This is a genomic window from Streptomyces shenzhenensis (assembly GCF_021462265.1).
Lineage (GTDB): Bacteria > Actinomycetota > Actinomycetes > Streptomycetales > Streptomycetaceae > Streptomyces > Streptomyces shenzhenensis.
Genome location: NZ_JAJONF010000016.1, coordinates 167,308 through 191,848 on the forward strand (window position 1 = coordinate 167,308; position 24,541 = coordinate 191,848).

Here is a 24,541-nt window from a genome sequence, read left to right on the forward strand (position 1 = left end):
ACAAAGCGGGCGTCTACTCCTCGCCCGCCAGCGTCAGCGAGCGCAGCTTCTGGCCGGCGTACCAGGTGGCCAGGACGGTCACCACGACCAGCAGCACCGTGCCCGTCGTCAGAGACACGTCGGACGTGACCAGGTCACCGCCGGTCACCTTGTGGGCGACCGCCAGGGACCACTGCTGGACGCTCAGCGTCCGTGCCCCCGGGACCAGGGAGCCGAACAGGGCCTCCCAGACCAGGGCGTAGACGAGTCCGAAGACCACGGCGTGCCGGGACACCGTCCCGAGGAGCAGGAAGAGCGCGGCGTAGGCGATGGAGGCGACCAGCGCGGCGACCGTGTAGGCGACGGCGATCTGCTGGCCGTTGCCGTTGAGGATGAAGCCCGCGACCAGGGTAGGCAGGGCCGAGAAGACCATCGTCACGGCGATCGCCACGATCAGCTTGGTGAGGATGATCGTCGGCCGTTTGACCGGCTTGGACAGCAGGTACACCACCGAGCCGTCGTCGATCTCCGGGCCGATCGCACCCGTGCCGGCGATGACGCCGATGATCGGCACCATGGTCGCGAGGGCGAGGCCGCCGAGCAGGTCGGCGGCCGTCTGGTCGTCCGCTCCGGCCAGGCCGCGGACGACGACGGAGATCGCGATCAGCAGCATGGGCAGTGCGCCCAGGATGAGGGCCCGGCGCCGGCCGAGCAGGGCCCGGTAGGTGAGTCGGGCGACTGTGGGGTCGTACATCTTCGGCCTCCTACGCCGCGACCAGATACGAGAACACGGATTCGAGGGACTCGTCGGACGGCGAGACCGTGAGCAGCCGGATGCCGTGGTCGCGGGCGACCCTGGGCAGCAGCGTGGTGAAACGGCCGAAGTCGACGGCCTGGATGCGCAACGCGCCCTCGGCGAGGTCCACTTCGATGCCCGAGGTGGACGGGTCCGCGATGAGGGCGGCCGCGAGGGCGCGGTCGTCACTGGAGCGGACCAGGTAGCGGTGCGGGCGGTCGGTCATCAGGCGGCGGATCTTGCGGAAGTCGCCGCTGGCCGCGTGCCGTCCGGCGACCACGACCTCGATGTGCCAGGCGAGTTGCTCGACCTCTTCGAGGATGTGGGAGGAGAACAGGACCGTGCGGCCCTCGTCGCCCATGCGCCGCAGCAGTTCCATGAGCTGCATGCGCTGACGCGGGTCCATGCCGTTGAAGGGCTCGTCGAGGAGGAGCAGGGACGGCTCGTGGACGAGGGCGGACGCCATCTTCACGCGCTGGCGCATGCCCTTGGAGTACGTCGAGATCTTGCGGTCCTGCGCGTCCTCCATCTCGACCGTGGCGAGGGCCTTCTGAGCGGCCCTGGCGCCGAGGCCGTGCAACTCGGCGTTGGCCACGACGAACTCGCGGCCGGTGAGGAAGTCGTACATCGCCTCCCGCTCGGGGACGATGCCGATGTGCTTGTAGATGGCCTCGTTGCGCCAGGTCGGCTGCCCGTCGAGGGTGACCGTGCCGGTGGAGGGAGCCAGGAAGCCGCCCATCATGTTGATGAGGGTGGACTTGCCGGCGCCGTTGGGGCCGAGGAGGCCGGTGACGCCGGGGCCGATGGTCATGGTGATGTCGTTGACGGCGACCACGTTGCCGAACCAGCGGGAGACGTGGTCGATGGAGAGCGTGGTCACAGTCCCACCTTCTTGTAGCGGCGCAGCAGAAGGCCGTAGCAGGCGGCGATGAGGCCGACGATGACAAGCAGGTACACCGCGCCCTGGCCGTGGGAGGGCCCGTGGCCGCCCGGGAAGGCGCTGGTGCCGCCGAGGAGGGCGCTGCTCACGCCGCCGATCAGGGTGACCGGCGAGAACAGGCCGATCCACGGGACGGCACCGGTGCTGTCCTGGGCGTCGGCGATGGCCTGGAGGGTGGAGACCGCGCCGTAGGAGATGGTCAGGACGGCGATCACGGCGGCGATGCCGAAGCCGCGGCGCGGGGTGACCGCCGCGATGACCAGCCCGATGCCGGCGAAGAGGAGGGACAGCAGGGCCACCGAGAGCAGTCCCTGGCCGAACCCCTTGGTCTGGTGGGCGAAGTCCATCTTGGAGAGCAGGGCCCCCACGTACAGCACGACCAGCGGGGCGCCGGTGAGGATGAACATCGCGGAGGCCAGGGCCGCGAACTTGGCCTGGACGTAGTCGGCGGTCTCGATGGGCCGCGAGAAGTACAGCGGGATGGTCTTGAAGCGCAGGTCGCGGGAGACGGCCTGGGGCGCCTGGGAGGCGACGTACAGGCTGATGACGGCCTGCATGATGATCGCGTACCGCGTGTAGGACACCGGCAGGTCGTGCGCCTTGGTGGCGACGGCGACGGCGACCATGATGGCCGCCGGCACGCACATCACCGCGAAGAGCAGCATCGGCAGCGCCTTGGACTTCACCGAGCGGCCGAGGCCGTAGGAGCCGCGCAGGGTCTGCGAGTAGAGGGACAGGCGGGCGTACGCGCGGCCGAGGCGCGGGCCGTCGTAGCCGCGGTAGCCGATGTCGTGGATTCGGGACTGGTCACCCGCGGGGGTGGCCAGGGGATGCTCAACCGCCATGGACGGTCGCCTCCTTCCGCTGCTCGTCACTGCTGGTGAAGACCTCGGAGATGTGGTGCCGGCGCTGCTCCATGCGCACCAGGCCGAGGCCGAGGTCGGCGACGACGTCGCGGACGAGGTCGTACGTCTCCTCGCCCTGCGCGGTGAGCAGCAGGATGCGGCCGGCGCCGGGGAGGCCGCCGCCCTCGTTGTCCGTGTCCACCCCGCGTGCCTGGAGCGCTTCGCGCACCGCGCGGTTGCCGTCCGGGTGTTCGTCGCTGTCGGTGACCTCGATGGCGAGGGTGGTCGTGGACTGGGTGAAGTCGGTGGTGGAGCTGGAGCGCAGCAGCTTGCCGCCGTCGACGACGACCACGTGGTCGCAGGTGCGTTCCAGTTCCCCGAGCAGGTGCGAGGTGACCAGGACCGAGATGCCGAAGTCGGTGTGGATGCGGCGGATCAGGCCGAGCATCTCGTCGCGGCCGACCGGGTCGAGGCCGTTGGTCGGCTCGTCGAGGAAGACCAGCTGCGGGTCGTGCACCAGGGCCTGGGCGAGCTTCACGCGCTGCTTCATGCCGGTCGAGTAGCCGCCGATGGGGCGGTACCGCTCCTCGTAGAGGCCGACGTGGCGCAGGGTGTCTGCGGTGCGCTCGCGGGCGGCGGTGGGCGGCAGGCCGGACATGCGGGCCATGTGCACGACGAACTCGGTGGCCGAGACGTCGGGCGGCAGGCAGTCGTGCTCCGGCATGTAGCCCACGCGCTCGCGGATGGCGGCGCCCTTGGTCGCGACGTCGAGGCCGAGCACTTCGGCGCGGCCCTCGGTCGCTGGGGACAGACCCAGCAGGATCTTGATCAGGGTGGATTTGCCGGCGCCGTTGGCTCCGACGAGTCCGGTCACACCGGCTCCGATGTCCACGGACAGCCGGTCGAGCGCGGTCACCCGGGGGAACCGCTTGCTCAGGCTTTCGGTCGCGATCACAGTCACGCCCTAGACGGTAGTGACCCGGGCCACTGCGGTCGTCAGACCTCGGAGCAGTCTTCTCGTCAGACTCCAGTATTACGGGGCCCTAGGGGAACCCCCTCCTTGAGAGCTACGCAGAGTTATCCACAGGCCGCAACACGTCTATTGACGTCACCTCTAACGACTGTCACATTCGCCAGTGTCAAGTTACGGGCACGTACCGCAGTCGACGGGACGAGGGATTGACGACGGCAGTGGCATCGAAGGAAGAACGCGGCACGGAGCTCCAGAGTTTCCGGCGCCGCCGGCCACCGCGCCTCTTCGGATCCGGTGCCCGGTTGCCGGCGGTCGGACGACACCTCGGCTTCAGGGGCACGGGCGCCGAGTCCGGGGAGATCCTCGTGGTCACCGGCTCCCGGGACCCCGAGCAGCGCGCCTACGGGCCGGACGACGATCTGCCGCACCCGCGGCGCTGGGCGGAGGACAGGTGACGGACATCGAAGGCGCGCGCGAGCGACGGGTGCGTACGGGCGGCGTCGACCTGTGCGTGGCGGAGCTGGGCGACCCGGCGGCCCCGACGGTCGTCCTCGTGCACGGCTACCCGGACAGCAAGGAAGTGTGGTCCCAGGTCGCGGCCCGGCTCGCCGCCCGCTTCCACGTCGTCCTGTACGACGTCCGCGGCCACGGCCGCTCCACCGCCCCGAAGCCGCTGCGCGGCGGCTTCACCCTCGCCAAGCTCACGGACGACTTCCTGGCGGTGATCGACGAGGTCAGCCCGGACCGCCCGGTGCACCTCGTCGGCCACGACTGGGGCTCGGTGCAGTCCTGGGAGTTCGTCACGGTGGGGCGCACTCAGGGCCGGATCGCCTCGTTCACGTCGATGTCCGGGCCGTCCCTGGACCACTTCGGACACTGGATCAACGCGCGCGTGCGACACCCCACGCCCCGGCGGGTGGGCCAGCTCCTCGGCCAGGGCGCCAGGTCCTGGTACGTGTACCTGCTGCACACCCCCGCCCTGCCCGAACTGGCCTGGCGCGGCCCCCTCGGCAAGGCCTGGCCGGGGATCCTGCGACGGTCCGAGAAGCTGCCCGCAGGGAACTACCCGACGGCCTCCCTGCCCTCCGACGCGGCACACGGCGCCTGGCTGTACCGCGACAACGTACGGGCCCGGCTGCGCCGCCCGCGCGAGGACGCGTACGCGCACGCGCCCGTGCAGCTCATCACGCCCCTCGGCGACGCGTTCCTCTCCGAGCGGCTCTACGACGACCTGGCGCGCTGGGTGCCCCGGCTCACCCGCCGCACCCTGCCCGACAAGCACTGGATCCCACGCACCCGGCCGGACCAGGTGGCGTCCTGGATCGATGAGTTCGTGATGTCGGTGGAGGACGGCCGGGCGGCGGAGCCGAAGCCCGCCGACCGTCATGCCCAGCGGTTCGGGGGCCAGTTGGTCCTGGTCACCGGCGCGGGCAGCGGCATCGGGCGGGCGACGGCGCTCGCGTTCGCGGAGGCGGGCGCGCGGGTGGTGGCGGTGGACCGGGACGCGGAGACGGCCGCCCGTACCGCCGAGCTGTCCCGGCAGGCCGGCGCGGCGGACGCGTGGGCCGAGACCGCCGACGTCTCCGACGAGCAGGCCATGGAGAAGCTCGCGGAGAAGGTCCACCGCGAGTACGGCGTCCTGGACGTGCTGGTCAACAACGCCGGCATCGGCCTGTCGGGATCCTTCTTCACGACGACGACGGAGGACTGGCGCCAGGTCCTGGACGTCAACCTCTGGGGTGTCATCCACGGTTGCCGCCTCTTCGGCGCCCGGATGGCGGAACGCGCCCAGGGCGGCCACATCGTGAACGTCGCCTCGGCCGCCGCGTACCAGCCCTCGCGCGCCCTGCCCGCCTACAGCACCTCCAAGGCGGCGGTCCTGATGCTGTCCGAGTGCCTGCGCGCCGAACTCGCCCCCCAGCGCGTCGGGGTGACGGCGATCTGCCCAGGCTTCATCAACACCAACATCACATCGACGGCCCGCTTCACCGGGGTCGACGAGGAAGAACAACGACGCCGGCAGAAGCGCTCCGCCCGGCTGTACGGCCTGCGCAACTACCCCCCGGAGAAAGTGGCTTCGGCGATCCTGGAGGCGGTGGCGCACAACCGCGCGGTGGTGCCGGTGACTCCGGAGGCACGGGGGATGCGAGTGCTGTCACGGCTGGCGCCGGGGGTTGCGCGGCGAATCGCAAGAATGGAGCCGAAGTTGTAGCGGGTCGTGGTCCAACTGCGGGTCGGCCGAGGGCTGGTCGCACTGGAACCGGCCGACGGCGACCCCGGCTCCGTCCTCGTCCAGACCCCCACGAGCTGCCCGTGGCACCGCAGTTGTACACGGCCAGAGGGCCCTGTCCGAGTTCGCCGGGCATCTGGTGGAGTTGAGGGTTCAGCCGTGCACATCGCCCCGCGTTTGGCGGAGTTCACCACCGAGCACGTCTTCGCCCACCACCTCGACGACTGAGCCCGCCGACCCGAGGCCGGCCCGTTCGAAACGGCCTCGCTCGTACGCCGCCTTCGCCCCCGGCCCAGCAGCCGGATGGATGCCGAACTTGTCCGTGCCATACGTCTGTTCGCGACCCACGAGGCGCGCCGGTGCCTCGGCGCGGGGGAGCCGCCGAAAACGCCGGACGCGACGCGTTCGGTGCCTCTCCCGCCAACACAACTCAGGCCGTACGACGCTTCGTTGTCCTGGCACGCGTCGCGGAGTCCGTCGCGGTCGCATCCGAACGCGAGGCAAGGGCAAGGCATTTGGACGCCCGCACCGCAGATCACCGCCCTGTTAACGATCTTGACGAAACACCCTGAATCGCCCAGCACTTGTCCACAACTTCGCCAATTTCCTTGTGGATAACCGCACTTGGTTGTGGATCAAACCCGCGGAGAAAAATATCTGCGTGATCCGCGTCTCGCCCGGCACGCTGGTGGCATGAACGCGAGACACAACGAAGGAGCACAGAGCGAGCGGCGCACCGTGAAGGTGTCGAAGTACCTCTCGAAACACCTGCGCCACCAGCCCGAACGCATCGGGCTCAGCCTGGACGCAGCGGGCTGGGTGGAGATCGACACGCTGCTCGCGGCGGCAGCGGCACACGGCTTCCCGATCACCCGCGAGGAACTGGACCACGTCGTCGCCGCCAACGACAAGCAGCGGTTCGCGATCGAAGGCACCCGGATCCGCGCCAGCCAGGGCCACACCATCGATGTCGACCTCGGACTGCCCCCGGCGACCCCGCCGCCGTACCTCTACCACGGCACCGTCGCACGGAACCTGGACGCGATCCGGAGCACGGGCCTCAGGCCGATGAACAGGCACGACGTGCATCTGTCGGCGGACCGGGAGACCGCGACGCGGGTCGGTGCCCGGCGCGGGCGCCCGATCGTGCTGTCGGTCGACGCGGGCGCGATGCACCGGGACGGGCACGTCTTCCACATCAGCGCGAACGGGGTGTGGCTGACACAGGCCGTACCGCCGCGCTACCTGCGCTTCCCTGAGCCGCACTGACCCAGCCGCCCACGGTGACCGTTCCTCCCCCTGCCGGTGACCGTTTCGTCCGCTGACAGCGGGTCCCCTTAGTCTCGGACCCATGAGTCTGCGTCTGAGCACCGTGATCCTCCCGTACCGCCGCTGGAGCGAGGGCGGCCGTTCCGCCTGGACGCGCGCGGAGGAGCTGGGCTTCCACACCGCGTACACGTACGACCACCTGTCCTGGCGCGTCCCGTTCCGCGACGGCCCGTGGTTCGGTGCGATACCGACCCTGACCGCCGCCGCCTCCGTCACCGAACGGATGCGGCTGGGCACTCTGGTCACCTCGCCGAACTTCCGGCATCCGGTGACGCTCGCCAAGGAGTTGATCTCCCTCGACGACGTCTCCGACGGCCGGGTGACCCTCGGCATCGGCGCCGGCGGCACCGGCTTCGACGCCACCGCCCTGGGCCAGGAGCCGTGGACTCCGCGGGAGCGGGCCGACCGGTTCGCGGAGTTCGTGGCGCTGCTCGACCAACTGCTCACCGAGGATGCCGTGACCTACCAGGGCGGGTTCTACTCAGCCGCCGAGGCACGCAACATCCCGGGCTGCGTGCAGCGGCCCCGGCTGCCCTTCGCGGTGGCCGCCACCGGCCCGCGCGGGCTGAAGCTGGCCGCGCGGTACGGCCAGGCGTGGGTGACCACCGGCGACCCGAAGCTGTACGAGACGGGCACGCCCGAGCAGTCGTTCGAGGCACTGCGCGGACAGCTGGGCAAACTCGTCGAGACCTGCGCGGCGGCCGGCCGGGACGCCTCGGAGCTGGACAAGGTCCTGCTGACGGGGTTCACCCCGGACCGTGGCCGTCCGCTGGAATCCCTGGACGCCTTCGTGGACTTCGCGGGCCGTTACCGGGAACTGGGCTTCACCGAGCTGGTGATCCACTGGCCCGTCCCGGACTCGGTGTTCGCGGCCGAGGAGAAGGTCTTCGAGCTGATCGCCATGGAGGCCCTGGCCCAGCTGGGCTGAACAGCGTGGACGTGCCGCCCGGCTGGGCGGCACAGCCGAACAGGGCGGCGGTAGGCGCGGCGTGGAGTCGTCTGTGTCTCATCTGTGCGCACGCCCGCCCGGTCGTGCGGGCATATGCGCGAGAATGGCGCGGTGACCTCAGCGACCCGACAGCCCGAGACCCCTGCCTTCGCGACCCCGCCCCGGCTGATCGCCACCGATCTCGACGGCACCCTGCTGCGCGACGACAAGTCGGTCTCTCCGAGGACGGTCGCCGCGCTGGCCGCCGCCGAGGAGGCGGGTGTCCAGGTCTTCTTCGTCACCGGCCGCCCGGCCCGCTGGATGGATGTCGTCAGCGACCATGTCCACGGCCACGGTCTGGCGATCTGCGGCAACGGCGCGGCCGTGGTCGACCTGCACGGCGGCCCCGGCGCCCACCGCTTCGTGAAGGTGCGCGACCTGGCGAGGGGGAACGCGCTGGACGCGGTACGTCTGCTGCGCGAGGCCGCGCCCGGCACGGTGTACGCGATCGAGCAGACGTACGGCTTCCACCAGGAGCCGGCCTATCCCAAGCTGCACCTGGAGATACCGGACCATCTGCTGCCGGCCGAGGAGATCCTCGCGACCGACGGTCCGAGCGGCGGCGAGCCCGTGCTCAAGATCCTCGCCTACCACCCCGCCCTCGACCCGGACGCCTTCCTCGCCCTCGCCCGCCTGGCCGTCGGCGACCTCGCCACCGTCACCCGGTCCAGCCCCAGCGCCCTGCTGGAGATCAGCGGCCCGGGCGTCTCGAAGGCCAGCACACTCGCCCTGGAGTGCGCCGAGCGCGGCATCTCGCACGAGGAGGTCGTGGCCTTCGGCGACATGCCCAACGACGTCGAGATGCTGACCTGGGCCGGCCAGTCCTACGCCATGGGCAACGCCCACCCCGCCGCCGTAGCCGCCGCCTCCGGCCGTACGGTGGACAACAACGAGGACGGGGTGGCCGTCGTGATCGAGAAGATGCTGGCCGCCCGCGCCTGAGACCGCCCGCCGCGCCGGACTACCGCGCTCCCGCCGGCGACTGCGCCGCCGCCTCCCGGTCCACCAGGTCGCGCAGCGGTCCGGCCGCGGCGGCGAGTTCCGGGTAGGTCCCGCGCTGCACCACCCGGCCCGCGTCGAGGACGATCACCTCGTCCACGGCCTCCAGGCCCGCCAGCCGGTGCGTGATGAGCAGCGTCGTACGGCCCTCGGTGGCGGCCAGCAGGTCCGCGGTGAGCGCGTCGGCCGTGGGCAGGTCGAGATGCTCGGCGGGCTCGTCCAGCACGAGCACCGGGAAGTCGGCGAGCAGCGCCCGGGCGAGCGCCAGCCGCTGCCGCTGCCCGCCGGAGAGCCGCGCCCCGTGCTCCCCGACCAGGGTGTCCAGCCCATCGGGCAGCCCGTCCACCCAGTCGAGCAGCCGGGCCCGGCCCAGCGCGTCGCGCAGGTCCTCCTCGGTGGCGTCCTTCCGGGCGAGCAGGAGGTTCTCGCGTACGGAACTGTCGAAGAGGTGCGCGTCCTGGGCGCACAGCCCGACCAGCCGCCGCACGTCGTCGCTGTCCATGCCGTACGCGTCCACGCCGGCGAGCGTGTAGGAACCCGCGGCCGGGTCGAGGAACCTCAGCAGGACCTGCGCGAGGGTCGACTTGCCGGCACCGGACGCACCGACCACGGCGACCCTGTGCCCCTCGTGCAGGGCGAGGTCCACGTCGTCCAGCGCATCCCTCGACTGCCCCGGGTACCGGGCCGTCAGGCCCTTCAGCACGACCGGGAAGGGTACGGCGGGCGCCTGCCGCGGCCGCTCCGGCTCGCGTACCGGCTCGGGCGCGTCCAGCACCTCGTAGACGCGCTCGGCGCTCCTGCGCATCCGCTGCCGGTGCCGCGCGGCCAGCGGCAGCCCCAGCACGGCCTCGAAGGCGGCCAGCGGAGTGAGGACGACGACCGCCATCGTCACCCCGCTCAGCCGGCCGTCGGCGACCGCCTGGGCGCCCAGCAGCGCGGCGGCCACGACGGTCAGGCCGGTCAGCAGCGCGGTCAGCCCGTCACCGAGCGCGGTGGCCGTGGCTCCCCGCGAGGCGATCCGGGTGAGCGTGCCGTCGGCCCGTCGGGCCTCGTCGGTACGGGCGGGCAGCGCGCCGGCGACCGTCAGCTCGGCGGTGCCGGTGAGCAGGTCGGTCACCCGCGTCGCGAGCAGTCCACGGGCGGGCGCCAGCCGGTGCTCGGCCCGCCGGGCCACGGCGGAGGTCACCAGCGGAACACCGACACCGGCCGCCAGCAGCCCCACCGCGAGCGCGGCCCCGGCCTCCGGCAGCAACCAGGCCATGAACCCCACGGACCCCGCGGAGACGGCCAGCGCGACACCGGCAGGCAGCAGCCACCGCAGCCAGTAGTCCTGCAGCGCGTCCACATCGGCGACCAGCCGTGTGAGCAGGTCACCCCGCCTGGCCGTCCGCAGCCCGGCGGGCGCGAGCCGCTCCAGCCGCCGGTACACGGCGACCCGCGTCTCGGCCAGCATCCGCAGCACGGCGTCGTGCGACACCAGCCGCTCGCCGTACCGGAACACGGCCCGCCCGATCCCGAAGGCCCGGGTGGCCGTCACGGCAACCATCAGATACAGCACCGGCGGCTCCTGCGAGGCCCGCGAGATCAACCACCCGGAGGTCGCCATCAGCCCGACGGCGCTGCCGAGCGCGAGAGCCCCGAGCAACAGCGCGAGCAGCAACCGCCCCCGCCGGGCCCCGGAAGCGGCACGGACCCGCCCAAGAACACTCCGCCGGCCCTCGGCCACCGCCCCCAGGGGACCACCCGCAGACAGCCCGAGCCCCTGCGCGGCCTCGCCTTCCAGCTGATCCGGTCGGTCCGCGTCCCCGCTTTCCGGTTGACCGGGCCGCTCCGCGGCCTCGCCTTCGAACTGACCGGGTCGGGTCGTGGGTGGGCAGAGGTTCTGGGGGTCCAGGGGGCGGAACCCCGTGGGGGGCTCGCTGCCAGAGAGCCGCACCACCCGGGACGCCGCCGAGAGCAACGCCGGCCGGTGCACCACCAGCAACACGGTCCGCCCCTCGGAGAGCCGCCGTACCGCCGCCACCACCTCCGCCTCGGTCACCCCGTCCAGCGCGGCCGTCGGCTCATCCAGCAGCAGCACAGGCCGGTCGGCCAGGAACGCCCGCGCCAACGCCAGTCGCTGCCGCTGTCCGGCGGAAAGCCCGGCTCCGTCCTCCCCGAGAACCGTCTGCGCTCCCTCCGGCAGCGCATCCACGAACTCCAGCGCCCCCGCGTCCCGCAGCGCCTCCCGGACGGCGTCGTCGTCCGCGTCGGGACGCGCCAGCCGCACGTTCTCGGCAATCGTCCCGGCGTACAGATGGGGCCGCTGCGGCACCCACGCGATCCGCGACCGCCACTCCGCCAGGTCGAGGCCGGCGAGGTCGGCTCCCCCGACCCGCACCCGCCCCTGCGTCGGCCGTACGAACCCCAGCAGCACGCTCAGCAGCGTCGACTTGCCCACGCCGCTCGGGCCGACCAGCGCAACCGTCTCTCCTGGTTCGACGGTGAACGAGACGTCGGTGACCGCGTCCGCCGACCGTCCCGGGTAGCGGACGGTCACTCCCTCAAAGGCCAGGGAAGCACCGGAAGGCACCGCACCCGCCCCGGCCGCCGGGACCGGTGTCTCCAGCACCGCGAAGATCTCCTCCGCCGCCGCCAGTCCCTCCGCCGCCGCATGAAACTGGGCGCCCACCTGCCGCAACGGCAGATACGCCTCGGGCGCCAGCACCAGGATGACCAGCCCGATGTACAGATCCATGTCGCCGTGCACGAGCCGCATGCCGATGGTCACGGCGACCAGCGCCACCGACAGCGTGGCGAGCAGTTCCAGAGCGAAGGAGGAGAGGAAGGCGATCCGCAGGGTCCGCATGGTCGCCTGCCGGTACTCACCGGTGATCCGGCGGATGGACTCGGCCTGCGCCTTGGCCCGGCCGAACACCTTCAGCGTGGGCAGCCCGGCGACCACGTCGAGGAAGTGGCCGGAGAGCCGGGACAGCAGCCGCCACTGACGGTCCATCCGGGACTGGGTGGCCCAGCCGATCAACACCATGAAGACCGGTATCAGCGGGAGGGTCCCGACGATGATCGCCGCGGACACCCAGTCCTCGGTGACGATCCGCGCCAGCACCGCGACCGGCACCACCACCGCCAGCCCCAACTGCGGCAGGTAGCGGGAGAAGTAGTCGTCGAGGGCGTCGACACCGCGCGTGGCGAGGGTGACGAGCGACCCGGTCCGCTGGCCGCTCAGCCAGCCGGGACCGAGCGCCACCGCCCGGTCGAGAAGACGTCCTCGCAGCTCGGACTTGACCGCCGCGCTCGCCCGGTGCGCGGCCAGCTCGGTGAGCCAGGAGACCAGCGCGCGACCGACCGCCACGGCCGCCAGCAGCACCAGGGGCGTGCGTAGTTCGGAGACCGAATGACCGTGCTGGAAGGCGCCGACCACTATCTCGGCGATGAGCATGGCCTGGGCGATGACCAGCCCGGCGCCGACGGTGCCGAGGCCGACGACGGCCACCAGGAAGAGGCGGGTGGCGCGGGCGTAGCGCAGCAGCCGGGGATCAATTGGTTTCACGTGAAACATGCCCTTCGGTCCGGAGAGGGTGTTTCACGTGAATCATCACGGACCCACATGATCAGCACCATGAGACACCCTCCCCTCGGACTCAGTGCGCGGCTTCGGCCGCTATGTGCTGCGTACCGATCCGCTTGCGGAACACCCAGTAGGTCCATCCCTGGTAGAGCAGGACGAGCGGCGTGGCGATCGCGGCCAGCCACGTCATGATCTTCAGGGTGTACGGACTCGACGAGGCGTTGGTGACCGTGAGGCTCCAGTCGCCGTTGAGCGAGGACGGCATGACATTCGGGAAAAGCGACAGGAAGAGCATCGCCACGGCGGCCACGATGGTCACGCCGGACAGGGCGAACGCCCATCCCTCGCGACCCCGCAGGTTGGCCCCGAGGGCGGCCAGCAGTGCGGCGGCCGCCACGACCAGCGCCACCAGGCTCTTGCCGTCACCGCTGTCGATCTGGGTCCACAGCAGGAAGACCACTGCCAGTACGGCGGTGAGGACACCGATCTTGGTCGCCAGCTTCCGCGCCCGTACCCGGATGTCGCCGACCGTCTTGAGCGCGGTGAACACCGTGCCGTGGAAGGTGAACAAGGTCAGCGTCACCAGTCCGCCGAGCAGGGCGTACGGGTTGAGCAGGTTCCAGAAGGTACCGACGTACTCGAAGTTCCGGTCGATCTTCACACCGTGCACGATGTTCCCGAAGGCCACTCCCCACAGGAACGCCGGGACCAGCGAGGTCCAGAAGATCGCGGTCTCCCAGTTGCGCTGCCAGTTCTCCTCGGGCCGCTTCGCCCGGTACTCGAAGGCGACGCCCCGGACGATCAGGCAGACCAGGATGACCAGCAGCGGCAGGTAGAAGCCGGAGAAGAGCGTGGCGTACCACTCGGGAAAGGCGGCGAAGGTCGCGCCGCCCGCGGTGAGCAACCACACCTCGTTGCCGTCCCAGACCGGGCCGACCGTGTTGATCAGCACCCGCTTCTCCAGGCGGTCCCGGGCGAGCAGCTTGGTGAGGATGCCGACCCCGAAGTCGAAGCCCTCCAGGAAGAAGTAGCCGGTCCACAGGACGGCGATCAGAACGAACCAGACGTCGTGAAGTTCCATGACTGCGTCTCCCTCGGCCTAGTACGAGAAGGCCATCGGCTTGTCGGCGTCACGGGTCTCGCCGCCGATCTTCGTGGGCGGGTTGAGATCGTCCTCGGTGAGCTCCGGCGGGCCGGCCTTCACGTACTTCACGAGCAGCTTGACCTCGACGACGGCGAGGACGGCGTACAGCACGGTGAAGGTGATCATCGATATGAGGATCTCCGTCTGGGAGACACCGGGGGAGACCGCGGCGCTGGTCTTCAGAACGCCGTAGACGACCCAGGGCTGGCGGCCCATCTCGGTGAAGATCCAGCCCCAGGAGTTGGCGATCAGCGGGAAGCCGAGCGTCCAGATCGCCGCCAGCCAGTACAGCCTGCCGAGCTTGGGGCTGAGTGCCTTGTTCTTGAAGAGGACCAGGTTCGGCACCTCGTCCTCACCGACCCTCAGGTGCTGCGGCAGCATGAACTTCTTGCGGGTCAGCCAGAGCCCGGCCAGGCCGACGCCGAAGGACGCCATGCCGAAGCCGATCATCCAGCGGAAGGCCCAGAAGGTGACGGGGATGATGGGCCGGTAGTCGCCGGCGCCGTACTTCTGCTGCTCGGCCTTGTTGGTGTCGTTGATACCGGGGACGTGCGAGTTGAAGTTGCCATCGGCCAGGAACGACAGCAGGCCGGGGACCGAGAGTTCGACGGTGTTGTGGCCCTTGCTGACGTCGCCGTAGGCGAAGATCGAGAAGGGCGCCGAGTCCTGGCCGTCCCACAGGGCCTCGGCGGCGGCCATCTTCATCGGCTGCTGCTTGAACATGACCTTGCCGAGGGTGTCACCACTGATCGCGGTGAGCAGGCCCGCGATGACGACGGTGACCAGGCCGAGCCGCAGCGAGGTCTTCATCACGCTGATGTGCTTCTTGCGGAACAGGTGGAAGGCGGCGATACCGATCATGAACGCGCCGCCGGTCAGGAAGGACGCGGACAGCGTGTGGAAGACCTGGGCCACCGTGGTGTTCTGGGTGAGGACCGCCAGGAAATCGGTGAGTTCCGCCCGCCCCTTCGCCTTGTCGATCTTGTAGCCGACGGGGTGCTGCATCCACGAGTTGGCCGCGAGAATGAAGTACGCGGACAGGATCGTGCCGATGGAGACCATCCATATGCAGGCCAGGTGGATCTTCTTGGGCAGTTTGTCCCAGCCGAAGATCCACAGCCCGATGAAGGTGGACTCGAAGAAGAAGGCGATCAGTGCCTCGAAGGCGAGCGGGGCCCCGAAGATGTCACCGACGAAGCGCGAGTAGTCGGACCAGTTCATGCCGAACTGGAACTCCTGCACGATGCCGGTGACCACACCCATCGCGATGTTGATCAGGAAGAGCTTGCCCCAGAACTTGGTCGCCCTGAGGTACTTCTCCTTCTCCGTGCGCACCCAGGCGGTCTGCAGACCGGCCGTAAGGGCGGCCAGCGAGATCGTCAGCGGGACGAACAGGAAGTGGTAGACGGTGGTGATGCCGAACTGCCAGCGCGCCAGTGTCTCCGGCGCCAGAGCCAGGTACACGTCGTCAGTCTCCTTACGTCGCCGTAATACAGCGGCACTCTGCCCCTTTTGTCGCGTGCATCACGGGACCAATGGGACACGCTTGTGAATGCATTCACATTCACAAGCCATTATGACGCACTGATTGTCGAGGCTCGGAGGGGGGTCGCACTTGAGCCGTTCGGCACCTTCTGGGACATGCGTACGGGGCCGCCCGGCCCTGATGTCGGCCGTGCGACCCCGTACGCGCGCGCATCCCGGGGACAGCGGGAGGACCCGCTCGCCCCGCCGGCGCTACAGCTCCTTGCGGAAGGCCTCAGCCACCTTCAGGAAGATGTCGTTCGCCTCGGTCTCGCCGACCGTCACCCGCACACCCTCACCCGGGAACGGCCGGACGACCACGCCGTGCCCCTCGCAGAGCTGCGCGAAGGCGGTCGTACGCTCCCCCAGCCGCAGCCACACGAAGTTGGCCTGGGTCTCGGGCACCGTCCAGTCCTGGCCGCGCAGCGTTTCGACCACGCGCTGCCGCTCGCACACCAGCGAGCCGACCCGGCCGAGCAGCTCGTCCTCGGCCCGCAGCGAGGCGACCGCCGCCTCCTGGGCGAGCTGGCTCACGCCGAAGGGGACCGCCGTCTTGCGCAGCGCGGCCGCCACCGGTTCATGAGCGATGGCGAAGCCGACGCGCAGTCCGGCGAGGCCGTAGGCCTTGGAGAAGGTCCGCAGCACGCAGACGTTCGGCCGCTCGCGGTAGATCTCGACGCCGTCCGGCACCTCGGGGTCGCGGATGAACTCCCGGTAGGCCTCGTCGAGCACCACCAGCACGTCGCTCGGCACCCGGTCCAGGAACCGCTCCAGCTCGGCCCGCTTCACGACCGTACCGGTGGGGTTGTTGGGGTTGCAGACGAAGATCAGGCGGGTGCGGTCGGTGACGGCGTCCGCCATCGCGTCCAGGTCGTGCACATCACCGGGCGTGAGCGGCACCTGGACCGCCCGGGCACCGCTGATCTGCGTGATGATCGGGTACGCCTCGAAGGACCGCCAGGCGTACATCACCTCGTCGCCGGGGCCGCTGGTGGCCTGGATCAGCTGCTGGGCGACACCGACCGAGCCGGTGCCGGTGGCGAGGTGGGTGAGCGGGACGCCGAAGCGGTCCGAGAGCTCGTTCATCAGCGCCGTGCACGCCATGTCCGGGTAGCGGTTGAAGGAGGAGGCGGCCGCGGTGACGGACTCCATCACACCGGGGAGCGGGGGATAGGGGTTCTCGTTGGAGGAGAGCTTGTACGCGACCGGGCCGTCGGCCGCCGCCGGCTTGCCCGGCTTGTAGGTCGGGATACCCTCCAGCTCGGCGCGCAGCTTGGGGCTCGTCTCGCTCACCGCAGTCCTCCTCGCGACCACCGGCGGACCGTCCGCGCCGCCGGCATCCAATACTCCTCACCTTATGAGGATTGGGCCCCGGTGCGTACCGCGGAAGAGCGCGCGCTGAGCCGGAGCGGCGTACCGGCCGGTGGGCGCGGAGCCGAGGCCGCGAACCTCGTCCGTCCCACAGGCATCACGGGCATCACCGTACGAAGGCGCATTTATCGGGGGCGCGCCCTACATATATCTACGCGCCGGTGGCTCACGCCCTGGCGCGCATCACCCGTGCAGGTGAGTTGAGACCTCTTCGAAACATCGGGCACTTGGCAGGCCCATCCGTGCGGACAAGCCACGTCTCACCATTGGATCGTTCAACTGACTTTCTTTCTAAGGTAGTTGACCCCAATTGGCCTTGCAGAAACGTGCCTGTTAACGCGTGCATATGCGTCCGCACTACCCCACCGCATGAGCCCTACTATCGGCTCGCCATGACAGCAGCAGGGAAGCACCAGGTGAGCCGCGCGGAAACCTCTCGGCGAGGCAGCCGGCCGGGCCGGGCCGGCATCAGAGACGTGGCCGCCGCCGCCGGAGTCTCCATCACGACCGTCTCCGACGCCCTGAACGGCAAGGGCCGGCTCCCGGACGCCACCCGGCGCCATGTCCGCGAGGTCGCCGACCGGCTCGGCTACCGCCCCTCGGCCGCCGCCCGGACCCTCCGTACCGGCAAGTCGGGACTCATCGGCCTGACCGTGACCACGTACGGGGATGAACCTTTCACCTTCACCGAGTTCGCGTACTTCGCCGAGATGGCGCGGGCCGCCACCTCGGCCGCGCTCGCCCGCGGCTACGCCCTCGTGATCCTCCCCGCGACCTCACGCCACGACGTGTGGTCGAACGTCGCCCTGGACGGCACGGTCGTCATCGACCCCTCCGACCAGGACCCGGTGGTCAGCGAGCTCGTCCGGCAGGGGTTGCCGGTGGTCTCCGACGGCCGCCCGGCCGGCGCCCTCCCGGTCACCGCCTGGGTGGACAACGACCACGAGGCCGCCGTCCTCGGCATCCTCGACCATCTCGCCGACGCGGGCGCCCGCCGGATCGGACTGCTCACCGGCACCACGACGGACACGTACACACACCTGTCGACCACCGCCTACCTGCGCTGGTGCGAGCGCGTCGGCCAGGACCCGGTCTACGAGGCGTACCCGGCGCACGACCCGTGCGCCGGCGCCGTCGCCGCCGACCGGCTGCTCGCCCGCCCGGACCGCCCCGACGCCGTCTACGGCCTCTTCGACCCCAACGGCACCGACCTGCTGGCCGCCGCCCGCCGCTACGGGCTGCGCGTCCCCGACGACCTGCTCCTGGTGTGCTGCAGCGAGTCGACGGTGTACGCCAACACCGAGCCGCCCATCACCACGCTCTCGCTGAAGCCGCGCCGCATCGGCACGGCCGTGGTGCAGCTGCTCATCGACGCGATCGAGGGCGTCGATTCGGACCATCCGGTCGAGCAGGTGATACCGACCGAACTGATCGTGCGTACCTCCTCCCAGCGACGCCCGCAGCGCACCACGGTCAGCCCGCCGCGGGCACCGGAGGAGGAGTAGCACGAACGCGCGGAGAGCGGAGCGGCCGGGCCGCCGGGCGTCGTCCGGCGGCAGCCGGCAGCTGAACGGCGGGTGGTCGAAGCCCTGCCCAACCGGGGCGAAAGCCACGCTGAACTGGAGTCCTGCCCGGATTCACCACCCCTGGGTCATCACACGGCGCGACGGGCATTCCTATGATGGGCCCACGACACCGCGGGCCGCTGCGACCAGGCAGTCCGAAGCGGTGCAGATGCGGCGCGATGGTGGAGGGGTCTGATGACTCAGGGGGCCGGTCAGGGACCCGAGGCGGAGCGGACGGCGACGTTGCGCGACTTCCGGGTGCCCGGGTACGTCAACGAGACCGGCCCGTACGCCCCCGGCACCCACCCCGGCGACGTCGTCCCGCCCCTCGACGACGTGTACCCCGAGGGGTATCCGGACGGGTACACGCCCACCCAGCGGGACCTGCCCGTCATCCACCGCGGCGACACGCTCCAGACGCCCGTCCAGCCGGCCGCGGGCCCGGCCGCGCAGCCCGGAAACGGCCCCGGCCCGCTGTACGTCGTCGGTGACGTGCACGGCTACTTCGACGAGCTGGTCGCCGCGCTGCGCGAGCAGGGCCTGATCGACGCGGACGGCCACTGGTGTGCGGGCACCGCCCGGCTGTGGTTCCTCGGCGACTTCACCGACCGGGGTCCGGACGGCATCGGCGTCATCGACCTGGTGATGCGGCTGTCCGCCGAGGCGGCCGCGGCCGGCGGCTACTGCAAGGCCCTCATGGGCAACCACGAGCTGCTGCTGCTCGGCGCCAAACGGTTCGGCGACACGCCCGTCAACTCCGGCGCGGGCACCGCCACCTTCCAGGCGGCCTGGCTGCTCAACGGCGGCCAGAAGACCGACATGGACCGGCTCCAGGACCACCACCTCCAGTGGATGGCGCGCCTGGACGCCGTCGAGGCGGTCGACGGCTACCTGCTCGTCCACTCCGACACCACCGCCTACCTCGACTACGGCGACTCGATCGAGGCGGTCAACGACACGGTCCGCGAGACCATCACGCGTAATGACGCGGACGAAGTCTGGGATCTGTTCCGTAAATTCACCAAACGCTTCTCCTTCCGCGACGAGGGGGGTGCAGACGCCGTCCGTTCCCTTCTCGATACGTACGGCGGTACCCGCATCGTTCACGGACACAGCCCGATTCCCTATCTGCTGGGCGAAGTCGGCTCCGAGGACGGCGAAGAGGGCACCGGCCCGGTTGTGGAGGGGCCGCACATCTACGCCGACGGGCTGGCCATCGCCATGGACGGCGGCGTGACCATGGCCGGAAAGCTGCTGGTGAGGCAACTTCCGCTGGAGACCTGAGCGTTCGCCGGGCTGTTCCGTCCTCCCGACGTCACACGCGGGCCACCCCCAATTTCCGGCAACCCCCTGTCACCGCGTGCCGTAACGGCTCTACCATCGGTTTATCCGTAGCAGGCTCCCCTCCGTTTCTGCCCGACGGCTCGCCGGCGTGCGAGCCACCAGCCCTACGGAGCATCGGGGGATGCACATGAACAGCGTTCCGCAGCACCTGCACAGCGAGGACCGTCAGGAATACGAGCGGATCCTCGATGAGGCGCTGCGCTCCGCCCAGTACCGTCCCGAACTGGCCGGTATAGGCCGCCGTCTGAACACCGAACAGCTGCGCACCATGGCGCTCAACGCCACCACACTGATCACGGCGGCCGCGGCGACCGAGTACCAGCACTATGTGAAGGTCCGCGAGGAACTGCGCAATCCGGCGCGGTCCACCCCGGCCACCGTCCAGGATTACGGCTCCGCGGAGCCGGGCCCGGGCGGCGCGATGGGGCTCGCCACCACTCTCGGCGAGGCCGCCGAGACCACCGGCGCCGGAGGCTTCGCCCTCGCCCTGGTCCTGGCGCCCGTGCTCGCCGGCACCGCCGCGGCGATCTTCCTGCTCGTCGGCTACGTCCTGAAGATGCTGGACCCGGCCCCGGCGTTCGCCCACACCATGCTCACCGCGGGCTGGGTGTTCGGCGCCGTGACCGCGGCCACCATTGTCATGGCCGGCGCGGGACTGCTGCTCACCGCACTGCGCAACAGCCCCTCGCTGGAGGCCGGAGCCTACGGCGAACCCGGCGGGGAGGTGGCCAAGGCCCGGGAGGCCTGGCGGAACGCCGTGCTGGAGCGGGGCATCCTGCCCTTCCTGCGGGAAGCGCTGGCCGCCGACACCGGCGCGGCCGGACTGCGCAGGACCGCTCCGTCGGGCCCGGCGGGCCGCATGCCGCGCCTCGGCTACGACCGTCCCGGCTTCAGCACCGACGACGGCGCCGCCCCCGCCTCCCGCCCGAGCTTCACCAGCCCGGACTACACCAGCCCGGACTTCGGAGGCCCGGAACACCAGCCGGAATAACCGGCCTGCGCCCCCGGCCCGGGGGCGCAGGCCGGACACCCGGTCACGTCCAGCACGGCACGGGTGGGGCAGTCGCGCAGGAAGACCTCCGCGCCGGCCGTGTTCTCTCAGGTCGAAGCCGGTATCCATGAGAAACCTCGATATCAGGAAAGTGCCTTCTTCCACAGGGCCGTTGCCGGAGCCGAGCATGGGACGCGTCGCGACCCACCGCGACCAGCCGACGAGGAGTCCTGATGTCCGCCCGTATGCATGCCGTCGTCCAGTCCGTGTTCGGTGGCCCCGAGACGCTGGAGTACGCCACGACCGGCATACCCGAGCCGGGCCCCGGCCAGGTGCTGCTGCGGGTAGCCGGGGCCGGGGTCAATCCCGGTGACGCGGTGCTGCGTTCCGGCCGGGTACCGGAGCTGGTACAGCTGCCGTGGACGCCGGGCAACGACGTCGCCGGTGTCGTCGAACGGGTCGGCGAGGGCGTGACACGGTTCGCCCCGGGCGACGGGGTGTACGGCATGCTGCCGGTCTCCCGGCGCGGTGCGTACGCCGAGTTCACCGCAGCACCGGCCGAGGCTCTGGCCCCCGCTCCGGGGAACCTGGAGCTCGCGGTCGCGGCCGCCGTACCCTTGGTCGCGGTCACCGCCTGGCAGGCGCTGGTCGTGCTGGCTGGGGTCCGGCCCGGTGACCGGGTGCTGATCCATGCGGCGGCCGGTGGCGTCGGCCATGTCGCGGTGCAACTGGCCAAGGAACTCGGGGCGTACGTCATCGGCACGGCACGGACCGGCCGCCATGAACTGCTGCGCGGACTGGGTGCCGACGAGCTGATCGACTACACGACCACCAGCTTCGAGTCAGCCGTGGCTCCGGTGGACACGGTCCTGGACCTGGTCGGCGGCTCCTACGGACCGCGCTCCCTCGACGTGCTGCGCCCCGGCGGTCTGCTCGTCGGGGCGTCGATCGACCCGGGAACGGACGAACGCCAGGCGGCCGAGCGCGGGACGCGCTACGCGTGGGTCACTGCCGCTCCCTCCGGTGAGCTGCTGGAACGGATCACGGAACGTATCGAGGCGGGCCGGCTGCGGGTACTCGTGCAGGACACCTACCCGCTGTCCGAAGCCGCCGAGGCCCATCGCGCGATCGAGTCCGGTCGCACCACCGGAAAGCTCGTCCTGATGCCATGAGTCGCACTGCTGCCCCCATCAGGGTCCCTCAATGAAGGACCGTCAAAAAATGCGCGTGGTCCTGCTCGACGGTGACCTCCTGGTTCTCCTGCCCCGGTGCTGCCCCGATGCAGGCCCGGTGGCGTCCCGTACTGGACGACCGTGGGCGGCAGCGCCGAACCCGACGACGCCGGTCTCGAAGCGGCACTGCGCCGCGAGGTCATGGAGGAGATCGGCACCACGATCGGCCCTGTGGCGGAGCCGGGGTACCCCCTTCCGACCGTGACCGAACCGAGCGGGACGCTGACCGTCACGCCGCACTTCGTCCTTCGCCGCCTCCTGCGATTCCCCGTATCCGCGCGGCGTTACGGATGGACCGTGTGTCCGAGACCCCACGGGTCGTCGGAGGCAGAGCACGGCCCATCCGGCGCATCGGTCAGTCCGCCAACGGCAGGTACACCCGGTTCCCGCTCGCCGCGAACTCCTTCGACTTCTGGAGCATGCCCTCCGCGACCTCCTCAGGGGACGCTCCGTCAGCGGCCGCACCACCGAACCGCTCCGTGATGCTTTGGCTGATCTTCATCGAGTAGAGCATTACTTAAACACACACATACGCTACAGTCGTCTGACCAGCCGTTAGATGGAGGGGGACACCATGGCCGGACGCGAAGAAGTCGTCAGCAAGCTGCGAGGCGTGCCCGAGGGACTGCCGCCCGTCGAAGAGGTACGCGCGATGGCGGCCGCCGACCCCAACCTGAGGTGCGTCGTGTGCTACGCGCGGATCTCGTTCGACGGCCGGGTGAAGGACGCGCACGGCATCGAGGATCAGCATCGCGACATGACCGAGAACGCCCGCAAGCTCGGATGGCTGATCGTCTACCGCTACACGGACAACGACAAGAGCGCCAGCAAGGAGAGCGTCGTTCGCGACGACTTCGAACAGCTGCTCACTGATCTTGCAGCGGGTACCACGCCGGAGGGCTACCCGATTCACGGCGTCTTGGCTGTCAATGACGACCGCCTGTACCGGCGCCCAAGCGACTGGGAACGGTACCTCAAGGCGTTCACCTCACACGAGGAACGCGTCTACCACGACTCGAACGGCAGCCAGGACCTCTACGCAGAAGGGTTCGAGATCAAGGGCCTTGTGGGGGTAGCCATGTCGCTCAGCGAAACGAGGAAGAAGCAGCGACGCAGCCGGAACAGCCACCGCAGCCGGGCGATCCGCGGTCAGTCGGTGGCCGCATGGCGACCGTTCGGATGGGACGACGACAAGGTCACCTTGCGATCGGACGAGGCAGAAGCAATCCGGAAGGCCGTTCACGACGTGATCGCCGGCGCATCGGTCTCCGAGATCGTCCGCCGCTGGAACGATGCCGGATTCATCACGAGTCGCGGCAACCAATTCCAACATCAGACGGTCAAGCAAATTCTGACGAACCCGAGGCTCTGCGGTTATCGCGAGATCAAGGGCGAGTTGGTACGAGACGGGGATGATCAACCCATCGTCGGCGACTGGCAATCGATCATCACTCCGAAGGAGTGGTTTGCCATCTCCGGAAAATTCCGAGAGCACGAAGGAGCCGGTATCCCCCGCGGCAAGGTGGTTCACAAGTACCTCCTCACCGGCATCCTGCGTTGCGGCAACATCCAGGAGGACGGCACAACGTGTAACGGCAAGATGGTCGGAATGCGCGCCATGGAAAGGCTCAAATATGACTACGTCTACACGTGCCGAAAAGTTCTTGGGGGCTGCAACAGCAACGTCAAACGCGGGGACAAGACGGATGAGCTCATCGAAAAACTCGTCGTCGCGAAGCTGGAGCAAGACGCAGCAACCTACGCCCTGGGAGTGTCGGACTGGGACAAGGCCGATGCGCTGGAGCGTGCCGTCAAGAGCCGGAACGAGCTGGAACGGCGATGGCACGACGACGAAGACACGGACATCGACGATGAGATGTTCTTCCGCAATCTCCCCGTCCTCGAACGCCGGATCAAGGAATTGCGCGCCGAACATGCAAAACATGAGGCCCTGAAGGCTAAGGCCGAGGCCGCGCAGGAAGATATTGCGAAGTCGTGGGAGACGAAAACTCTCGCACAGAAACGCGAGGCTATCAAGAACGTACTCGCGGCAGTGATAGCCACTCCTACCGGGAAGGGAAGGAAGCCGTTCGACCCGAACCTTCTCAAGCCGGTGTGGCGGACCTCCGAGTAAGACGAAGGCCCAGGATTTCCCCCACCCTTCGCAGTTGGCCGTCGGAGAGTGGGGGTGATTCGCGCAGGTTCCTCTCAATCCATGCTCGAATTGCAGCATCTTCGTCGGCTGAGGAGCCGCGATTCGTCCTGGGGGTGGTCAGACGGCATCACCGCCCATAACCAGCGCCGCATCTCTTCTCAGTCTCTGAGCCTGAGCCAGGTCTTCGGCGACTCCGGCCGCGATGAGGGCGGCGCCGGGGGTGTGGCCGGAGCCGACGTAGCGCCATTGCCGTTCGGTGACCGAGCCGGGCGTGTCGTCGTGGCCCATGTGGTGGGCGCGCTCGGCGCGGAGTGCTGCGTAAGTTGTCGAGTAGACACGGGACTTGGTGAGAATGTGGCCCCGGTACCCGAGGGCGTGAGTCCAGGTCCGCAGATTCAGCGGCGCATACTCCGGCAGGCCTCCCAGGCGCCAACAGGTCCGCATGAGGGCGCGGACGTGTCCACTGACGCGTGCCGTCTCGATGTCCTCCCAGCCGGTGACGGGGCGGTCAATGCCGGCGCCTGTCTCGCTGGCTCCCTTTGTGACGTATTTGGCGACGTACGCTGCG

19 protein-coding genes and 2 pseudogenes are annotated in these 24,541 nt (G+C 69.8%); 11 read left to right on the top strand and 10 right to left on the bottom strand.

The features are described from left to right. Nucleotides 1-13: 13 nt before the first annotated feature. Genes LQ326_RS21975 through LQ326_RS21990 form a run of 4 tightly spaced genes read right to left on the bottom strand, consistent with a single transcriptional unit; the run spans nucleotide 14 to nucleotide 3,515 of the window. Nucleotides 14-733: an ABC transporter permease gene (locus LQ326_RS21975; protein ID WP_234539007.1), complete on the bottom strand. Its 720-nt coding sequence runs from the start codon at nucleotides 731-733 to the stop codon at nucleotides 14-16. A 10-nt stretch (nucleotides 734-743) separates the two neighbouring features. Further along, nucleotides 744-1,655, bottom strand: a complete 912-nt coding sequence (locus tag LQ326_RS21980) for an ABC transporter ATP-binding protein (protein WP_234539009.1) — start codon at nucleotides 1,653-1,655, stop codon at nucleotides 744-746. Next, the gene (locus LQ326_RS21985) at nucleotides 1,652-2,560 is read right to left on the bottom strand and encodes an ABC transporter permease subunit (protein ID WP_234539010.1); all 909 of its coding nucleotides are present in this window, start codon (nucleotides 2,558-2,560) and stop codon (nucleotides 1,652-1,654) included. The genes LQ326_RS21980 and LQ326_RS21985 overlap by 4 nt, the downstream gene beginning before the upstream one ends. After that, the gene (locus LQ326_RS21990) at nucleotides 2,550-3,515 is read right to left on the bottom strand and encodes an ABC transporter ATP-binding protein (protein ID WP_234539036.1); all 966 of its coding nucleotides are present in this window, start codon (nucleotides 3,513-3,515) and stop codon (nucleotides 2,550-2,552) included. The genes LQ326_RS21985 and LQ326_RS21990 overlap by 11 nt, the downstream gene beginning before the upstream one ends. A gap of 326 nt (nucleotides 3,516-3,841) precedes the next feature. Here LQ326_RS21990 and LQ326_RS21995 point away from each other — a divergent pair. The 5 genes and pseudogenes from LQ326_RS21995 to LQ326_RS22015 form a co-directional block, all read left to right on the top strand. Continuing rightward, nucleotides 3,842-3,988: pseudogene (locus LQ326_RS21995) on the top strand (M24 family metallopeptidase); the annotation flags it as partial. Next, complete coding sequence (locus LQ326_RS22000; RefSeq protein ID WP_234539011.1) at nucleotides 3,985-5,745, top strand: SDR family oxidoreductase; 1,761 nt, start codon at nucleotides 3,985-3,987, stop codon at nucleotides 5,743-5,745. The pseudogene LQ326_RS21995 and the gene LQ326_RS22000, both read left to right, overlap by 4 nt. 711 nt (nucleotides 5,746-6,456) lie before the next feature. Beyond that, nucleotides 6,457-7,032: an RNA 2'-phosphotransferase gene (locus LQ326_RS22005; protein WP_234539012.1), complete on the top strand. Its 576-nt coding sequence runs from the start codon at nucleotides 6,457-6,459 to the stop codon at nucleotides 7,030-7,032. 82 nt (nucleotides 7,033-7,114) lie between these two features. Next, entirely contained in the window at nucleotides 7,115-8,020 is a 906-nt protein-coding gene (locus LQ326_RS22010; RefSeq protein WP_234539013.1) for an LLM class flavin-dependent oxidoreductase, read from the top strand. A 114-nt stretch (nucleotides 8,021-8,134) separates the two neighbouring features. Then, a complete protein-coding gene (locus LQ326_RS22015) occupies nucleotides 8,135-9,022 on the top strand; it encodes an HAD hydrolase family protein (RefSeq protein ID WP_234539014.1) in 888 nt (295 codons plus the stop codon). 19 nt (nucleotides 9,023-9,041) lie between these two features. Here the strand turns inward: LQ326_RS22015 and cydD are convergent, their stop codons facing one another. The 4 genes from cydD to hisC all read right to left on the bottom strand — a co-directional run bounded on the left by cydD (nucleotide 9,042) and on the right by hisC (nucleotide 16,608). Further along, the gene (gene cydD / locus LQ326_RS22020; protein WP_268207359.1) at nucleotides 9,042-12,638 is read right to left on the bottom strand and encodes a thiol reductant ABC exporter subunit CydD; all 3,597 of its coding nucleotides are present in this window, start codon (nucleotides 12,636-12,638) and stop codon (nucleotides 9,042-9,044) included. A gap of 82 nt (nucleotides 12,639-12,720) precedes the next feature. Beyond that, nucleotides 12,721-13,728 carry a cytochrome d ubiquinol oxidase subunit II gene (gene cydB / locus LQ326_RS22025; protein ID WP_234539016.1) on the bottom strand — a complete coding sequence of 336 codons (1,008 nt, stop codon included), beginning with the start codon at nucleotides 13,726-13,728 and terminating at the stop codon, nucleotides 12,721-12,723. 18 nt (nucleotides 13,729-13,746) lie between these two features. Next, nucleotides 13,747-15,255: a cytochrome ubiquinol oxidase subunit I gene (locus LQ326_RS22030; RefSeq protein ID WP_234539017.1), complete on the bottom strand. Its 1,509-nt coding sequence runs from the start codon at nucleotides 15,253-15,255 to the stop codon at nucleotides 13,747-13,749. Nucleotides 15,256-15,528: 273 nt separating this feature from the next. After that, complete coding sequence (gene hisC / locus LQ326_RS22035; RefSeq protein WP_234539018.1) at nucleotides 15,529-16,608, bottom strand: histidinol-phosphate transaminase; 1,080 nt, start codon at nucleotides 16,606-16,608, stop codon at nucleotides 15,529-15,531. A 470-nt stretch (nucleotides 16,609-17,078) separates the two neighbouring features. On the opposite strand from hisC, the gene LQ326_RS22040 reads away from it, so the two are divergent. The 5 genes and pseudogenes from LQ326_RS22040 to LQ326_RS48750 all read left to right on the top strand — a co-directional run. After that, nucleotides 17,079-18,191 carry a LacI family DNA-binding transcriptional regulator gene (locus LQ326_RS22040; RefSeq protein WP_181805495.1) on the top strand — a complete coding sequence of 371 codons (1,113 nt, stop codon included), beginning with the start codon at nucleotides 17,079-17,081 and terminating at the stop codon, nucleotides 18,189-18,191. Between the two features lie 255 nt (nucleotides 18,192-18,446). Then, nucleotides 18,447-19,535, top strand: coding sequence for a metallophosphoesterase (locus tag LQ326_RS22045; protein WP_234539019.1), 1,089 nt, complete (start codon nucleotides 18,447-18,449; stop codon nucleotides 19,533-19,535). A 181-nt stretch (nucleotides 19,536-19,716) separates the two neighbouring features. After that, the gene (locus tag LQ326_RS22050; protein ID WP_234539020.1) at nucleotides 19,717-20,586 is read left to right on the top strand and encodes a hypothetical protein; all 870 of its coding nucleotides are present in this window, start codon (nucleotides 19,717-19,719) and stop codon (nucleotides 20,584-20,586) included. A 233-nt stretch (nucleotides 20,587-20,819) separates the two neighbouring features. After that, the gene (locus LQ326_RS22055) at nucleotides 20,820-21,758 is read left to right on the top strand and encodes an NADP-dependent oxidoreductase (RefSeq protein ID WP_234539021.1); all 939 of its coding nucleotides are present in this window, start codon (nucleotides 20,820-20,822) and stop codon (nucleotides 21,756-21,758) included. 96 nt (nucleotides 21,759-21,854) lie between these two features. Further along, nucleotides 21,855-21,971, top strand: a pseudogene (locus LQ326_RS48750) (NUDIX domain-containing protein); the annotation flags it as partial. A gap of 202 nt (nucleotides 21,972-22,173) precedes the next feature. Here LQ326_RS48750 and LQ326_RS22065 read toward each other — a convergent pair. Beyond that, nucleotides 22,174-22,320 carry a hypothetical protein gene (locus LQ326_RS22065; protein ID WP_234539037.1) on the bottom strand — a complete coding sequence of 49 codons (147 nt, stop codon included), beginning with the start codon at nucleotides 22,318-22,320 and terminating at the stop codon, nucleotides 22,174-22,176. A 72-nt stretch (nucleotides 22,321-22,392) separates the two neighbouring features. Between LQ326_RS22065 and LQ326_RS22070 the strand changes: the two genes are divergently transcribed. Beyond that, nucleotides 22,393-23,952 (top strand): recombinase family protein, encoded by a 1,560-nt coding sequence (locus LQ326_RS22070; RefSeq protein ID WP_234539022.1) that lies wholly within the window; start codon nucleotides 22,393-22,395, stop codon nucleotides 23,950-23,952. A gap of 138 nt (nucleotides 23,953-24,090) precedes the next feature. Here the strand turns inward: LQ326_RS22070 and LQ326_RS22075 are convergent. Next, a partial coding sequence (locus tag LQ326_RS22075) for a replication initiator (RefSeq protein WP_372496919.1) occupies nucleotides 24,091-24,541 on the bottom strand: 451 nt, incomplete at its 5' end.

What these genes read in the sequence shown, in the direction of transcription:
- LQ326_RS22040 (WP_181805495.1), top strand. Translation starts at nt 17,079, where the DNA reads ATGACAGCAGCAGGGAAGCACCAGGTGAGCCGCGCGGAAACCTCTCGG.
- LQ326_RS22070 (WP_234539022.1), top strand. Translation starts at nt 22,393, where the DNA reads ATGGCCGGACGCGAAGAAGTCGTCAGCAAGCTGCGAGGCGTGCCCGAG.
- LQ326_RS22010 (WP_234539013.1), top strand. Translation starts at nt 7,115, where the DNA reads ATGAGTCTGCGTCTGAGCACCGTGATCCTCCCGTACCGCCGCTGGAGC.
- cydB (WP_234539016.1), bottom strand. Translation starts at nt 13,728, where the DNA reads ATGGAACTTCACGACGTCTGGTTCGTTCTGATCGCCGTCCTGTGGACC.
- LQ326_RS21975 (WP_234539007.1), bottom strand. Translation starts at nt 733, where the DNA reads ATGTACGACCCCACAGTCGCCCGACTCACCTACCGGGCCCTGCTCGGC.
- LQ326_RS21985 (WP_234539010.1), bottom strand. Translation starts at nt 2,560, where the DNA reads ATGGCGGTTGAGCATCCCCTGGCCACCCCCGCGGGTGACCAGTCCCGA.
- LQ326_RS22065 (WP_234539037.1), bottom strand. Translation starts at nt 22,320, where the DNA reads ATGAAGATCAGCCAAAGCATCACGGAGCGGTTCGGTGGTGCGGCCGCT.
- LQ326_RS22045 (WP_234539019.1), top strand. Translation starts at nt 18,447, where the DNA reads ATGACTCAGGGGGCCGGTCAGGGACCCGAGGCGGAGCGGACGGCGACG.
- LQ326_RS22015 (WP_234539014.1), top strand. Translation starts at nt 8,135, where the DNA reads ATGCGCGAGAATGGCGCGGTGACCTCAGCGACCCGACAGCCCGAGACC.
- LQ326_RS22005 (WP_234539012.1), top strand. Translation starts at nt 6,457, where the DNA reads ATGAACGCGAGACACAACGAAGGAGCACAGAGCGAGCGGCGCACCGTG.
- LQ326_RS22055 (WP_234539021.1), top strand. Translation starts at nt 20,820, where the DNA reads ATGTCCGCCCGTATGCATGCCGTCGTCCAGTCCGTGTTCGGTGGCCCC.
- cydD (WP_268207359.1), bottom strand. Translation starts at nt 12,638, where the DNA reads ATGTTTCACGTGAAACCAATTGATCCCCGGCTGCTGCGCTACGCCCGC.
- LQ326_RS22050 (WP_234539020.1), top strand. Translation starts at nt 19,717, where the DNA reads ATGCACATGAACAGCGTTCCGCAGCACCTGCACAGCGAGGACCGTCAG.